Annotated in this window: 8 protein-coding genes and 1 pseudogene; 2 read left to right on the top strand and 7 right to left on the bottom strand. The window is 55.0% G+C overall.

Annotated elements, in window-relative coordinates; all coding sequences use genetic code 11:
- Positions 1-25 precede the first annotated feature (25 nt).
- Positions 26-964 carry an ABC transporter ATP-binding protein gene (locus DXC51_RS27215; RefSeq protein WP_117545816.1) on the top strand — a complete coding sequence of 313 codons (939 nt, stop codon included), beginning with the start codon at positions 26-28 and terminating at the stop codon, positions 962-964.
- Entirely contained in the window at positions 957-1,688 is a 732-nt protein-coding gene (locus tag DXC51_RS27210; RefSeq protein ID WP_117545815.1) for an ABC transporter permease, read from the top strand. The genes DXC51_RS27215 and DXC51_RS27210 overlap by 8 nt, the downstream gene beginning before the upstream one ends.
- 14 nt (positions 1,689-1,702) lie before the next feature.
- Here the strand turns inward: DXC51_RS27210 and DXC51_RS27205 are convergent, their stop codons facing one another.
- The 7 genes and pseudogenes from DXC51_RS27205 to DXC51_RS27175 form a co-directional block, all read right to left on the bottom strand.
- Positions 1,703-4,381 (bottom strand): glycoside hydrolase family 3 protein, encoded by a 2,679-nt coding sequence (locus DXC51_RS27205; RefSeq protein WP_117545814.1) that lies wholly within the window; start codon positions 4,379-4,381, stop codon positions 1,703-1,705.
- 84 nt (positions 4,382-4,465) lie between these two features.
- Complete coding sequence (locus DXC51_RS27200) at positions 4,466-6,946, bottom strand: hybrid sensor histidine kinase/response regulator (RefSeq protein ID WP_117545813.1); 2,481 nt, start codon at positions 6,944-6,946, stop codon at positions 4,466-4,468.
- 9 nt (positions 6,947-6,955) lie between these two features.
- The gene (locus DXC51_RS27195; protein WP_117545812.1) at positions 6,956-8,272 is read right to left on the bottom strand and encodes an ABC transporter substrate-binding protein; all 1,317 of its coding nucleotides are present in this window, start codon (positions 8,270-8,272) and stop codon (positions 6,956-6,958) included.
- A 102-nt stretch (positions 8,273-8,374) separates the two neighbouring features.
- Positions 8,375-9,883 carry a leucyl aminopeptidase family protein gene (locus tag DXC51_RS27190; RefSeq protein ID WP_243003282.1) on the bottom strand — a complete coding sequence of 503 codons (1,509 nt, stop codon included), beginning with the start codon at positions 9,881-9,883 and terminating at the stop codon, positions 8,375-8,377.
- Positions 9,849-10,700, bottom strand: coding sequence for a YitT family protein (locus tag DXC51_RS27185; RefSeq protein WP_021637819.1), 852 nt, complete (start codon positions 10,698-10,700; stop codon positions 9,849-9,851). Before DXC51_RS27185 ends, DXC51_RS27190 begins: the two co-directional genes overlap by 35 nt.
- Positions 10,701-11,579: 879 nt before the next feature.
- A pseudogene (locus DXC51_RS30810) lies at positions 11,580-13,157 on the bottom strand (transglutaminase-like domain-containing protein); the annotation flags it as partial.
- Between the two features lie 190 nt (positions 13,158-13,347).
- Positions 13,348-15,618 (bottom strand): helix-turn-helix domain-containing protein, encoded by a 2,271-nt coding sequence (locus DXC51_RS27175; RefSeq protein WP_147332416.1) that lies wholly within the window; start codon positions 15,616-15,618, stop codon positions 13,348-13,350.
- Positions 15,619-15,872 lie beyond the last annotated feature (254 nt).

Raw genomic sequence — 15,872 nt, 5'->3', positions numbered from 1 at the left:
ATTGCAGAAAGGAAACGGCATTCTTATGAACTATATCATCGAAACCCAAAATCTGACCAAATGCTACGGAGAACACGCCGCTGTCCGGGATGTATCCCTGCACGTCCCCCAGGGCGCAATTTACGGCCTTCTGGGAAGAAACGGCGCCGGGAAAACTACGGTTATGAAAATGCTTTTAGGCCTGGCCCGCCCAACCTCCGGCTCCATCCTTCTCTTCGGCCGCCCCGTGAAGGGCTTTCCCCGGGACATTTACAGCCGCATCGGAAGCAGTATCGAAGCTCCCGGCTTTTATCCCCACATGACGGCAAAGGAAAATCTCACCATCTTCTCCCGTCTGACAGGAAAGCCGGATTCGTCCCGGATAGAGCAGGCCCTTGATACGGTGGGTCTTTCCTCTGACAGCCAAAAAACCTTTTCCCAATATTCCCTGGGAATGAAGCAGCGGCTGGCCCTGGCCAACGCCCTTCTTAAAAGTCCCCGGCTCCTGATTCTGGATGAGCCTGCCAATGGCCTCGACCCTATCGGAATCGCAGAGCTGCGCTCCCTGTTGAAGCGGTTGAGCGAAAAAGAGGGCAGGACCATCCTGTTATCCAGCCATCAGCTGACGGAAATGGAACAGCTATCGGACTTTACAGGCGTCCTGCATGAAGGCCGCCTTGTGGAGGAATGCTCCCGGGAGGAGCTTGCGCAGATGGAGAAAAAATATATCCGGCTGTGCGTTTCCGCCCCTGACAGGGCGCTTCTTTTTATCAGGAATACCTGTTCCCCGGACGGCCCGGAGCGCATTCTGCCGGACGGAATTCAGCCGGACGGCTCCATCCACTTATACGGCACAGGCTGGAATCCCGCCGCCATCAACAAAAAGCTGCTGGAAGCCGGCTTTGAAGTAACCGAACTGACACGCTGCGCCGGTTCGCTGGAGGAGCATTTTAAAAGCATTACAGGAGGTGTGGGAATTGCATAACATCCTTGCGGCAGAACTCATGAAACTGAAGAAAAATAAAATGGCGGGAACCGGCACGCTGCTTCTGTGCGCCATACCGGTTCTCGCCATGATAAAAAAGATATTGATTGATAAGGACAGCATCGGTTTACAGGAATGGTATCTTACCATTTTCCTGCTTCAGACTATTGCGCTGCCCGTAGTAAACGGCTTCGTGCTGACCAGTCTGATCCAGCGGGAATATCAGGACTGCACCCTGCGTAATACCTTGTGCGCCCCGGTTTCCAGATCCGCCTTTCTGCTTTCCAAAACCGTGATCTGGTTCCTGTGGTTTTTCCTGTCCGCCTCCGCAGCCATGCTGCTTACGATCTCCGGCGCCCGCCTGCTGTTTCCCTCCGGCTTTGGTACGGACGAACTGCTTTTAATTGCAGGACAGCTCACACAGCAGGCGCTTCTGGTTTTTCTTACATCCCTTCCCGCCCTCTGGATAGCCGTCAGCCAGCGGGCCGCCTTCTATCCCGCCCTGCTGGCGGTCCTGGGCTTTGCCATCCTGGAAACAGCCGGCATGCAGGTGAGCGTGGAGTGGCTGCTTCCGGCCAGCCTCTGTCCCTGGACGGCCGTGTCCGTATCTGTGCTTGTGGAAAAAGGCGGCGGCTTCTATTTTCTCTGCCTCCTCTCCGCAGCCCTGTGCGGCGCCCTGGGCCTGGCGGGCGCGCTCCGGGCATTTGGGAAACAGGATTTGTGACCGCTTCCTGTTTTTCAGGATTTCTCCTCCCGTTCGCACCGGCCAATCCAGGGCAGTTCTCCGAACTGCTCCCCATAAGGCGCGCTGCCCTCATAGCAGCTGGAACGGGCTATGACATTCAGTATCCGGGCGGCACAGGCCTGCAGCTCACCCAGCGTAAGCGCTTCCTCCCCTGCCTTTTCCGGATGCTCCACCGCCTCTACAATATCGTCCACATTCTTCTGGCAGCCCGGCATCTGCAGGTCATTCCCTGCTTTTATGCACAGCGGGGAGGAAGAAATGGGATACTTATGCACAGCCGCGCCAAACATAAAGGACGGATCCTGTGAGGTAAACCAGTCTGTCATCACAAGCCCCGCAAAGCCCCATTCGTCCCGGGCGGCCGAAGTGAGCAGGTCGTAATGGTTGGCCGTGTGGGTTCCGTTCAGCAGGTTGTAGGAGGACATAATCGACATGGGCTGGCTTGTTTTTACCGTAATTTCAAAACCCTTCAGATAGATTTCCCGCAGCGCCCGTTCACTGATATGGGCGTTGGAAAACATCCGGTTATCCTCCTGGCTGTTCGCTGCAAAATGCTTGATTGTCGTTCCGATCCCGGGCCTGGACTGCACGCCCTTTGTGTCCGCGGCAGCACACATTCCGGTGAGCAGCGGGTCCTCGGAATAGTATTCAAAATTCCTGCCGCACAACGGGTTTCTGTGGATATTCATGCCGGGAGCCAGCCAGAGCGTCACATGGAACTCCTCCATTTCTCTGCCGACGATTCTGCCCGCTTTTTCAATCAGCTCCATATCCCAGGACTGGGCCAGCAGGGTGGCGACGGGAATCGCCGTACAATACTGGTAATAATCCACCGCATCCGCCGTCCGCTCCGGATCCTCTCCCATGGGAATTCCGCTGATCGTATCCCCACTGACAAGCAGCCTTCCATCCGCGGTTGTGGCAAAATGAGGATTCAGGCGAAGGCCTGCCGGTCCGTCGGCCAGAATCATATTTTTCACATTCCTGTCCTCCAGGAGAAGGGAGGTGGTATCTCCGGCCGCGCCGGGCACCAGCGCAGAGGCTGAGCCGATTACCGTATCCGTGCCCTGGCCGCCGCGGGCGCTTCCCACACAGATTTCAGCCAGCTCCCGTACGGTGAGCTGGGCCGTAAATTCCTCCAGAGAGGCTTTTCCGGATCTCACGTCGTCCATGGTCCAGGCGGTAACAGTCCCCTTATCCCTCCATACCGGCTCACTTTCCCGGTAAGTCACAGTTTCTGTCTCTATATCCGCTCCATGGAGATAGATTTTAGGAGCCGCCTCCTTTTCCTGCGCTTCGCCGTCATAGGTCCAGGCTGCCGCACCTTCTGCCGAAAGCTCCTGCAACGGTTCTTCAGCCCGGAACAGATTCTTCAGCTGTACGGTCACCGCATCCTCGTCCAGACAGACTGCCGCCGCAATATGGGTATTACGGGAGCTGTTTCCCACGCGGATATAGTAGGTTCCCGCTTCCAGAACCCAGGCCGCCCTTGCCTCACTGTAAGAGGCCATGGATGCCGTAGGGAAAGAGATGGTAAGAAGCTGGCTCTCCCCCGGCTCCAGCAGCGACGTTTTCCCAAAGCCCCGCAGCTCCTGCAGCGGCTTTTCCAGTCCGCCGCCCGCCGGGGCGCTCACATAGATCTGAACCACCTCCCTGCCTGCAAAACGGGAACCCGTATTCGTCACCTTCACCTGCGCCCGGACACTGTGCGCATCTGCCGCCACCTCCAGCGTTTCCATGGAAAACTGCGTATAGGACAGCCCATAGCCAAAGCAGTAAAGCGGCTTTACACCGAAGGTGTCAAAATAACGGTAACCCACATAAATGCCTTCCGTATAATACTCGTCATCCACATCGCCGTCATTGCCGCTGAAGCCTGCGGAGGATGGATAATCCCCGTATTTTGCCGCCCAGGTGTCCGTCAGCTTACCGGAAGGGATTGTTTTCCCGGTCAGTGCATCCGCCACGGCATCCCCGCCGATATTTCCGGACTGGCCGGCCAAAAGCACCGCGCTGATCCCCGGAATTTCCTTCAATGGCGCTGCATCCACCACACCGCCTACATTGAGCACCACAATACATTTTTTATAAGCCTGGCCCAGCGCGGCCAGAGCCGCCAGCTCTGATGCGGAAAGCAGATAATCCCCTTCCGCCTCCTTCCTGTCCGCGCCTTCGCCGGAGTTCCTGGCAATGACGTAAATGGCGGTATCCGTATCGGAACTGTTTACATCCTCCGGTGTCACCGCCGGAATCTGCGGCTCCCTGAAAGGCATCTCAAAGGTAACCAGGAAGGGCGGCACCTTTTTCTCCTCTGCGATTTCCATGACCTGCTCCAGATAGGCCTTCTGCGCATCCGCATAGCAGCTGTCGTAATTGTCCAGCCAGCGTTCTGTTGTGATGGTAAACCCGGCATTTTTCAGGCCTTCCTCAATCGTGACCACCATCCTGGAATTCACGTCTCCTGATCCTGTTCCGCCCTTCACCGTATGTCTGGCGCCGTTTCCGTAAAGCGCAAGCTTATGGATGTCCTCTCCGCCCGGCGCCCCCAGGGGCAGCGCTCCGTTATTCTCCAAAAGGACCATACATTCCCCGGCAAGGGCACGTACCGCCTCCATATGCGCCTTTTCCCTCCGGCTGATCTCCGGTGACCGTGATGCAAAATATTCCGCCATTCTCCTTCTCCTTCCACCGCTCCCCGCGGCTCTTTTCCTGTTATTTTCCAATGCCGGGATAAAAAAGCCCGCGGCATCCTTTTTTCATACGCCGTCCCCTTCTTCTTCCTCCCTCCGGCGCTTCTCCTCAACACTCCAGACCCATTTCAGCAGCAGCTCATCCAACCGCTGCATGGATACGGGCTTCGGCATGAAATCATCAAAGCCTTCCTCAAAAAACATGGCCCGCGCGCTGTTTGTGGCATTGGCCGTCAACGCCACCACCGGCAGCGTCTTATCTGCCCCGCCGGGCAGCGCCCGGATCTTCTTCAGCGTTTCCACACCGTCCATTCCCGGCATCATATGATCCAGAAAAACAAGGTCATATGCCTTATTTTTAACCGCCTCCACCGCTTCAGCCCCGGACTGCACACAGTCGATCCGGGGACCGAAGGGCTCCAGCAGGCCTTCCGCAATCTGCAGGTTCAGCTCATTATCATCCACCACCAGAAGCCGCACATGCGGATACTGACGCAGCTCATTGTCCTCCTCCGTTTTCCGGTTTGCCCTGGGATTCTTCAGAAAACCGGCAAGCTGCAGGCCGAATAGAGGAATATATATGACAGGATACGCAGAAGCGCCTCCCATGTCCCCCAGGCCGCTGTCCAGCCGGCCGGCCAGCACTGCCAGCCTGGTTTTTGCGGGCACACGCGCCCTGTCCGTTTTCTCAAGCGCCGCCCGCTCCGCACAGGCATGAGTAAATTCCCCTGTATACAACGCTTCAGCAAAGGAGCGCTCATCACTGCATAGGATATAGGCAACCCGCATCTGATCCATGCACCTTGAAAAATATTCCCGCATACGGGGCGACTTTTCCAATATAAGAATACGGCACCCCTCCCAGCCTGAGGAGGGCAGAAGCGGCTCCGCGCTCCCTCCCTTCTTCTGTAAAATGGAAACCGTAAAAACAGACCCTTTCCCGTACTCACTCTCCACAGAAATTTCCCCGTCCATCATCTGGCAGAGCGCTTTGGAGATGGCCAGCCCCAGCCCTGTCCCCTCCAGGCCGTGGCTATAATGGGTATCCACCTGATTGAAGCTGACAAAGAGCTTCCCAATATCCTGTTTTTTAATGCCGACGCCGGTGTCCTCCACCTTCATGGTCAGCCGGATTCCCTCTTTTTCTTCCTCCGCCTGCACGGACAGCCTGACATAGCCCTCTTGGGTAAATTTGACGGCATTTCCAATGATATTGACAAGTATCTGCTTCACCCGCACCATATCACCCACAAGAAGAGCCGGTACGCTTCCTTCTGCCTCCACCATGAAATCCACCGGTTTTTTCCCCAGACGTACCGCCGCAATGGTGGTGAGGTCATACAGGAGAGAGCTCATCTCATACTCCCTCTCCTCAATTGTATATTTGCCGGATTCCACCTTGGAAAAATCCAGAATGTCATTAATAATATCCAGAAGGCCCTGGCCCGATTTCCGGATGGTCTGCACGGATACCCTCTGCGTTTCCGTCAGATCCGACCGGAGCAGCAGCTCGCTGATTCCCAGAATCACGTTCATAGGCGTTCTGATTTCATGGCTCATATTGGCAAGAAACACGCTTTTCATCTCCGCTGCATGCCGCTCATTCCGTGAAATTCCCCACAGCGCCCCCATTCCCGTCAGCAGCATCAGGAAAATGATAACAACCGCAATGCTGATTCCTACCATTTCCCGGATCAGGCGGTCTGTTTTGGACATCACCACATCCCTGGGAACGATATTCACCACCGTCCAGGAATTCAGCCCCAGGGGGCAGTAATAGGCGTACTGCTCCACTCCCAGCTGATTGTACAGAAGCATGCCGCTGCCGCCGTCCGCCATATCCTGCCGGATTTCATCCAGGCCTCTTGTTCCCTGTATTTTCACATTTTCCAGCACCCGGAAAAAGTTGTTATAGTCCATACTTTTATTGTGCAGGACAAGATTCCCTTTGTCATCAATGATATAGGAATACCCTGCGCCGCCGAAGCTTTCCGTGCGCAGCGCATCATTCAGGCGTGAAATATCAAGCATGGCCGCCAGCACCCCCACAATCTCCCCGCCGGGACTGCGCAGGGGAACCGCCAGGACGATTCCCGACACGGCTCTGTTCTCAAGGATCCGGCGCATCAGCCCGGTAATCATTCTTTCCCCCTTAAGCGCCCCCTGAAAGTAATCCTCCCGTGAAATATCCGAATACGGCAGCTCCTGCGTCGCATGAAGCACACCGTCTCTACCCGCATATCCCGCGTAGGTGAAACCATGCCTGTCCACCATTTGCTTCAGATAACCGACACACTCCTCCTGTTCCATAAGGGGCAGGGCATCCGCCGCCGTCTCCAGGGTATCCAGCGTATCCTCCACCGCCGCCTGGATATAGGTAACGATATGATCCGCCACCTCCGCCAGATGGCTCTGGTTTTCCTCCAGCAGGGTCTGATCAAAATTATGGATATAGAACGCTGAAACCAGCGCGAACACTATAATCACCCCTGCCAGAGCACCCGCAAAAATCCGGGTTCCCGCCTTTTTCCCCATACCACTCTTCATCTGCAACCCCTACCTTACCGGATTTTCCTGCATGCGCTCCGCACGCAGCCTGTCCATATTCCTGAGACAGTCCTGCGCTGTCATCCCGCTCCCGCTTTCCATAAATTCCAGGATGCAGGAGGCATCCATCTGTGAAAACCCCCGGATTCGCAGCCAGGCTATGGAATCATGGAAATGTCTCTCAATCACACTTTCCGCCTCCAGATACTGCGGGGTGGAAATACTGGCTATCTGGTTTTTAAAAACAGGCGCCGTATAAATCCCCTCAAATGCGGCGTTATAATTATAGGGATCCGCCAAAAACGTAATAAAATTCAAAGCGGCATCAAGTCTCTCACTGTTCTTATTTACCAGAAACATTCCCAGGTTGGGGCCTTCAAAGGTTCCCTCCTGCGGCACGCCCATAAACGCCGGCATCAGCCCGAACCGGGATGCATCTCCCTCAAAATCCGTATACAGCCAGGTATCCCAGCAAAGCATCATGGCATACCTGCCGGACTCCATGGCCTCGTTCATCCCGTTCCAGTCATCCTCCATATAGTTATCACCTAGATATTCCTTTTCCGCCATGATCCTGTACCACATGACTATCTGTTCCATCTGCGGTATATCCGCATACCCAAGTCTTCCGTCATTGAGTCCTTCCAATACGGAAATATCCTCTACCACACTGTCCAGCGGGAACTGGTAGAGCAGCATGGAAATTTCCTTCCCGGGCATATAAAGGGGAATCACCCCGTGGTTTTTCAGCGTTTCACAGGTCTGCAGGAACTCCTCCTGGGTCTTTGGGACCTCCAGATGATATTTCCTGAAAATTTCTTTATTATAGATGGTTCCCGAAACAGAAGCTTCCCAGTGTGGCAGCCCGATAATTTTCCCATTATAAACTGCCTGGTTAATTGCGGTATCCGTCAGATCCTCCACCCAGCCCGCCTCTGTAAAATCATAAAAATTCTCATCAGGATCATAAATATCAATATTGGTCCCCCCATAGCTGAGAAGGATATCCGGTCTCTCCGTCTCTCCTTCCACCGCGCCAAACAGCTTTTCTTCGAATTCCTCCTTGGGTATCTGAACCACCTCCAGTTCATTTCCCGTAAGGCTCCGGTAACGTTCAAAGGCCTTTACAATATAGCTTCGCTCCATTTCCGGATAAATTCCCCAGATCACCAGCGTTTCCCCCGTACTTTTCCCCCAGTCGTAGACAGGCTCCGGAAACGCCGTCTGGTACGAACTGTCTGACTGCTCCCTGCTGCCGCAGCCCGCTGCCATCAGAAAAACCGACAGCAGCAGAAACGCTCCCGCCGACACTGCTTTTTTTCCCATCACAAAATCCCCCTCCCTTATGTCCCGTTAAAACTATTTTATCATTGTTACGATAAAAAGGAAAGGAAACATACAAGACAATGGGCGGCGGCGGCATTCCCGTTATTCAGCCGCTTCCTTCAGCATGAAATACATCGAAGCAACCCCTGCGCCTGTCGCCCCTTTGGCTTCAAACGCATAGGTGGGCGTATCGCACCAGGCCGTACCTGCAATGTCCAGATGAATCCAGGGCTTTCCCTCACAGAATTCCCGGATAAACAGGCCTGCCGTAATTGTCCCGCAGCAGCTGGAGCCTACATTTTTCACATCGGCCACGCTGCTCTTAATCATTTCCACATGTTCCCTGCCGAAAGGAAAACGAAGGTATTTTTCCGCCGAATGCGCCAGTCCTTTTTCAAATACCCTGTAAAAATCATCATCATCCGACATCGCCCCCGCGATGGTATAGCCCAGCGCGTTCCAGGCCGCCCCGGTCAGCGTTGCGATATCCAAAAGCTTCGTTATCCCTTCATCACGGATACAAAAGCTCACCGCATCCGCCAGAATCAGCCTGCCTTCCGCATCCGTATTGAGAACCTCAATGGTCTTGCCGCCGTACCCTGTGATCACATCCCCCGGCAGCAGCGCAGACTGGGAAATCCTGTTTTCACACATGGGCAGGCAGGCCGTTACATTCACCTTAAGCTTCCTTGCCGCCACAGCATGGAGCGCTCCCGCAACGGCGGCCGCCCCTGCCATATCCCCCTTGATCCCGGCCATGGAACCGCTGGGTTTCAGACAGTAGCCTCCGGTATCGCAGGTCACGCCCTTTCCTACCAGGCCGTATACCTCGCTGCTGTCCGGATTGCCCCGGTAGCGCAGGACGAGCATACAGGGCGGATACTCACTGCTGCCGCCCACGCCATACAGCCCCTCCATTTTCATGGCGCGCAGCTGTCCGTAAACAAAGGTCTGCGCCTCGATTTCCACATCCTCCACGAAGCCCGTCACAGCCCGGTCCAGATCCATGGGACGCAGATGGTTCCCCGGCGTATTTACCAGATCCCTGGCAAAAAGGATATCCCCTGCCAGCTCCTGCGCCTCTTCAATTAATTCCTCCAGCCCTTCAAGCCCGCTGACCCTTTCCAGCTGGAAACAGCAGGGAGCCTCCTCCTTCTTTTCCTTGGAAAAAGAATAGCTGTAGCCTCCCAGCTCCAGCCCCAGCACACTCTGCGTCACCGCATCCTTCCCCAGAAGCTGCGTGAAAACAGAGATATCAACGGAGCATTCCTTCACCTTCATCTCCCGGCACCTGGCTGAGGCGGCCGCCAGGATTTCCTTCACCTCCAGAAGCCCTGTCTCCTTTTCCTTACCGCACCCAACCAGCAGAAACGCCTGTCCCTGAACGGGCACATACAGCGTCTCCAGGTATTTTCCTTCAAAAACCTCCTCCAGCCCCAGCCGGAAGCTTCTGATATGGGGATCCTTCTCCCACGCAAAATCAATATAAAAACGGGCATTCTTCCCTTCCGTTACCGTAACCATTTTTCCATCCTCCCTTTTTTCCAGATTCCATGACAAAGCCTTCCCGCCGGAATCACAGCATTCTTCCGAAGCCCTTGCCCACCACATTGCTGGCCTCCGCCACAATGATTAAAGCCTTTGGATCCACCCTGCGGATTTTTTCCTGGATTTTTGAACAGTCCGCCTTCCCTGCCGCTCCCAGAATCACCCTCTGGGTTTCGCTGGTATAACCGCCCTCTCCCTTCAGAATGGTGATTCCTTTATGCTCATCCAGGAAAACGCAGCGCACCTTGTCCGTGCATTCACTCATTACAATAATCAAATCCTTGGAATTCGCCTGGTTCACCAGCCTGTCCATAAAAAGCCCGGACACATATACCGTCACAATAGCATACAGGATGCTGTCAATGTTCCGGTAAACCACACCGGAGGCCAGGACGATTACCATATTGATGGCGGACACAAGCGTTCCCACCTTCAGGTGGGGAAAATACTTCTGCAGGATCAGGCCAATCATGGTAATGCCGCCCGTATCCGATGTGCCCAGATAAACCATTGCCAGCCCCGTGCCCATGAAGGCCCCGGCAAACAGCGCCGCCAGAAGGGCATTTCCCTGATAATGGGGCAGGACGGGCGCCAGCAGGTCCGTCATCAGTGACAGCAGTACAATGCTTGCCGTCGCCTTTCCCACAAATCCGGCCGGGAAAATCTTTTTCCACAGCACAACCGCCAGAATCGGGAAATTAAACAGTGCACAGAACAAACCCATGGGAAAACCCGTCAGGAAGTTCACCAGGATGGCGATACCGCTGGCGCCGCCGGGCGCAATCCTGGCCGGCGCCGCAAAGCTCCTCATCCCTACCGTATACAGAAAGATACCAACCACATTCAGAACAATAACCGCTTTTGTATTCTTTTCCTTCACGTCTGTTTTTGCGCCGCCCCAGGGCGGCTTCCCCCTTTATCTGCTCAGAATTTTCAGCATGAGATCCACGCTTCCCACATTATAGCCGCTGCTTGCGTAAATTCCTGTCATACCGTGCTTTGTCACCACCAGCAGCGGAAGCTTTTCCGGATCCACATACATCCGTCTGGCGATTGGCTCCGGCGTTTCTCCCTCCGGGTCAAAATAAACGGAAACACAGGGGATTTTCTCCAGCGTGCGGGCAAGCGTGGCGTTGGCAAGCGCCTCTGCGTCCCTTACGATAAATATAAGCTTCGCCTCCACCGCATTCCAGTCGCCCGCCTGCTGCATCAGTTCATTTAAAACATGCTCCGTAGGCTCCGCGCCTTCCTCCAGAAAACAGAGTACCGCGCTGCCTCCGGCCGTAAGCCGGGCCGCAGGACAGCGTTTCCCGTCCGCATCCGTCACCTCAAAATCAGGAAGCTCATTGTTCACAAGCATATCCTCCAGGCTGCCCTCCCGCAGGCTCATGGATATTTCCCTGCGCTCTCCGTCTGCCAGCTGGAAGGTACGCTCCGCCGCATGCTGGTTGCCGTTTGGCATGCGCGAGGTGGTGATCAGCCGGTAAATCCCCGGCTCCAGGGACAGCTCCAGGCAGTTTCCGCCAAAACGCAGGCCTTCATAATCCAATGTAACAAACTGCAGGCCGTCCAGCTTCCCAATCGTCCAGGTCTGATAATAAATCCATTTACTGCCGTCCTCCACCTGCAATACCAGCGACGCGTCCGTATTCCCCGGCGCTGCATCAGCTTTTTCTTGTCCAACGCTCTTCCCCGGCGTACGGAACTGCGTTCCCGTATAATACTCCGGCTCCGCCGTCACCCGGTTCAGCCTGGCGGGAATCCCCAGGGTACGGCAGGCTGCCGCAAACAGGATTTTCCTCGACGTTTCATTCCCCTGCTTCAGCGTCAGGCAGCCCACCGGCGTGGCGCAGATGGTCCGGTAATCAAGCGCCGGTTCATAACTGATTTCTTTTTCTATATAAGCCCAGAGCTTCTCCGGATCTTCCCTGAATGCTTCTTTCTCCGCTTCCGTAAAATACCCGTCAATAAAGCTGTGGTAAGCCGTCAGCTCTTCATAATAAATCCTGGGGCACAGCAGATATTCCCGGTAAATTTCCTCCGGCCATGCGCCCCTGACCTTTTCCGCCCCGCAAAGCGCATCCTCCAGCACCGCTGCCCTTACATCCAGATAATCCTTTGCGCTTAAGCTGTGAAGCAGCGCTTTCCTGTGGGGATTCCCATCCTTTTCCAGGAACCGGAGCACCTCGTCAAAATTGCCGGCCGCAATGCGCAGCAGCTCCTTTTCCTCCGGATACCTGGCCGCAGCCTCCTCCCGGTAAAAGGAACGGATTCTCTCCTCCCGCATTTTATTGGCGGCGGCAAGCCGCAGCCGCTTTCTCTGCTTTTGCTCCGGTGTCACAGCGCCCGGATTCATGGGATAATCCTCCGGCGCAGTTATTTCCTTTGGCTCCCACACATCCCTGATCCAGTTATCTTGCGCCACAGCAGCGGCCAGCACGATTTCCGCCCGCTCCTGCCTTGCCCCGGATACAAGCTGTTCTCCAAAATAGCCGCCGGCCTGCGCCCTCACATGGAAATCTCCCAGCCCCGCCGTCAAGTGCACCTCGCCTTTTTCATCCGTTGACAGCGACGCCACGCTGCAGTACTCTCCCATATTCAGGATTTCAAAGGAAACCAGCGCGTCCTTTACCGCCTTTCCCTCCCGATCCTTTACCGCCACCGTAAGCCTGCGGGTCCGGGCATAGACGGAGGTATTGTTATAGAACCAGGTCACGCCCTCCCTGCCAATACATTCCTCCGCTTCCTCTCCGGTAAAATCTGAAAAATTCCTGCTGTGCACCAGCAGCGCGCGGCTGGATGCATGGGAAAACCATCCCTTGTTAAGCACCTCCTCCGGCTCGCACGCCCCCAGGAAGTACCACCGGCCCTCCGCCCATACCTCCACCCAGGCATGGTTATCGTCGCAATGGGCCCATCTGGGAGTGTATACCTGCCGGGCAGGGATGCCGACGCTGCGCAGCGCCGTCACCATAAAGGTGGATTCCTCCCCGCAGCGCCCCTTCCCGCTCCTGTATACCGTCATGGGTGATGCGGTTCTCATATCGGACGCCTGGTACGTTGCATGCTCCGCACACCAGTAATTGATTTCGATTACGGCCTGACGGGGTGATTTCCAGAGCTCCTTCCCGGTCAGCCTGTCCTTCAGCTGTTCATAAAAAAAAGCCCTGTTTTCACTGATGTCCTCGGAATTGATCCGGTAATACAGCACATGGTTTACAAAAATATCCTCCGGAAGGGCGGCGCACCACGCCACATGCTCCCGCAGCCAAAGCCCATGTCTGACAAAGGAAAGGAACACCCGGAAATCATACTCCCCCGCATCCCGCAGAGGCATCGTGCCGTAGAAAAACCGCATCAGCGCCGCTTCCTCCGGCGTGCACCGGGAGAATCCCTCCTCCAGTCCGGCCCGCACCGTTTCCAGATACGGCAGCCTTTCCGCATATTTTTTCTCCGCATATTCTATCAAACGATTTGATAACATTTTCATACCTCCCATCCATCGCGCCGGCGCGCGCATCCATGCATCATTTATTATCCAGCCCCTCCGCATAATAGCTGGGCGCCAGCCCCATAACACGCTTAAATGCCCTGCGGAAGGAAAAATCGCTGCCATAGCCCACAGCCTCCGCCACGTCCTTTACCGGGACCTGTTTTTTCAAAAGCTCGCAGGCCATTTTAATCCTTTCATTTTCCAGATACTCGCTGAAGCTCATGCCAAACAGCGACTTAAACTGCTTATACAGCCTGTTTTCAGAAACCTGCAGCTCTTCCGCCAGCTGGCTGAGATTAAAATCCTGCCGGCTATATTTTTCAGCCACCGTTTTCCGGATCGACTGCTTCAGGGCATCCGCATCCTGCTCCTCTTTTTTCCTCTTCTGACCGGAGGCGCCGGCCAGCAGCTGCCTGCATATCCCCGCAAGCTCTTCCAGGCTCTCCGCCCCGTTAATCCGCTCCTCCGCGCCGGAAGCGGCGTCCTCTTCCTCCTTCAGCGCCCGCAGCACGGTGGCCCGCACCAGATCTGTCAGGTAACCCGCCATGGTGACGGAAAGCTTCCTGTAGGTAAAGTTTTCAAAGGTGAGCACCCGGAAAATATCGTCAATCTCCTCCTGGTTGCCCTGGCGGATGCTCTTTACAAGAAGAAGCTCCGTCTCTATGGGGAAAAAGAAGCTGTCCGTCTGCTTCGGCATTTCCTCCTTGCACATCACGGTACGCATGTTATGGAAGGCCAGATATTCCGTAATCTCCCTGGCATCGTCACAGGAGGTGGCGATTTCCATCCGATCCGTCACATTCCTGCCCAGCCCCACATAGGTTTCCAGCTCTTTTTCCATGAGAAGGCTCTCCCCGAAGTCTGTCAGCAGCTCACGGATGGTCTCCCTCGCTTCCTCCCTGCTCACAGGAAAAATCAGGGCGCTGCGGGACTGATCCAGCTCACAGTAAATCTTGGAGATGCAGATCTGCTCCTGTATACATTCCCTGATGAACAGCCGCAGCTCGTTCCACTGCTCCAGATCCTTACTCATAACACTGCTGCGTATCTGGATTACCGCAGCGCAGTAGGCATCCCCCTCCAGGGTGATGTCCACGCTCTTAAGCTCCTCTTCCAGCTCCGCGCCGGAGGTATATTCTCCGAACAGCAGCTTGCGCACCACTGCCGTGCGCATGAAATTCTTCTGCAGCTTCAGCGTTGTCTGCAGATTGGCGGCGCTGTCAAGCAGGTAGGGAATGCCCTCCCAGAAGCTGCGCACCGGCTTCCCGTTGCCCTGGGCCGTTCCGAATTCATCCTGATATCTGCTGAAGGAAAGAACCACGTCCCTGCGCTTCCTCCACAGCCCAATACATACGGCCAGCCCCGCCAGCATGGCCGTCACGCACAGCGCCACGATCAGATACTTTATGGAACCGATTTGTCCCAGCAGCGTTTTTTTCGGCAGTATGGAAACATATCTGTAAGGGGAACCGGGGCTTTCCACCGCACATATGATATAACGTTCCCCATGCAGGGAGAACTCCCCGTCCTTTTTCCCCAGGATGTAATCCATGGGCAGCTCGTCCGCTCCCACGTCACAGTTTTCCCCGGTAATGATTTTCTGGAAATACTCTCCGTCCCGCTCTTTATCCAGCATCAGCGTTATCCCCTGCCCATGGATCAGGTTGTTGCGCAGCTGTCCATCTATCAGGTTGTCGTTAAGCACCACCACCAGCGTCCCTTCGGGATTCTCATAACCGCTGAAGGGGAAGGACTGGGCCACCATCAGCTTCTTATCCGTCCCATCGTCCTGCAGGCGGAGCACATCCTTGCTGTATACCTTGCCGGCGAAGTTTTCCAGCAGCTCCTTATAGCTTTCGCTGCCAAGCATGCCCACGGAAGCGTAGCCTCTGTCATCCGCAGGCACCACCACCTTGTCCATCACCATGTATTCCCCTTTTTCAAAGAAAAAATAGATGTTTTCTATGGCGGCGTTGAACATAGAATAATCCGACAGCGACCGGATATATAAATACATATCATAATAATCCTTTTCCTGCCGGATCTTGCTGCAAAGATCCCGCAGCTCCGGGGAATTGCTGATATAGCCTCCCATATTCCCGGCCTCTTCAATACTCCGGTTCACCTCCAGCGCGGTCATATTCAGCGTTGTGAACATCTTTTCCTTCTGCACGGACAAAAGCAGGCTGGTAGCCGTAAAATAAATAATCACTATGGCAAGCAGCGGCGCTATCAGGATAGAAAGATAGGAAATCAGCAGATTCATTGACAACTGGTTCACTCTATATCGTACAGGTCTTCTCACAGTATCTCTCCCCTTCTTTTCTTTCGTACAGCCGTTAAAAATACCCGGCTCCCCCGGAACGCATCCGACACCGGAGCCTCCCCCGGCATCACGTTCTCCCGTCTTTGCAGCCGCACCCTGCCCCAGCTGCCCACCCGTCCATTATACTATAAGGAAAAAAAGATTACTATGAAAAACCGATCTGTTTTTGCATGAAAAAAGGTCTCCCGTTCCCGCCTCACAGGGGCTCTCGCCGCCGCGGTCCTGCCGCCCTG

The sequence above is a fragment of the Eisenbergiella massiliensis genome (assembly GCF_003435485.1).
Note: the sequence above shows the minus strand (reverse complement) of the source record. Positions and strands in the feature narration are given on the sequence as shown.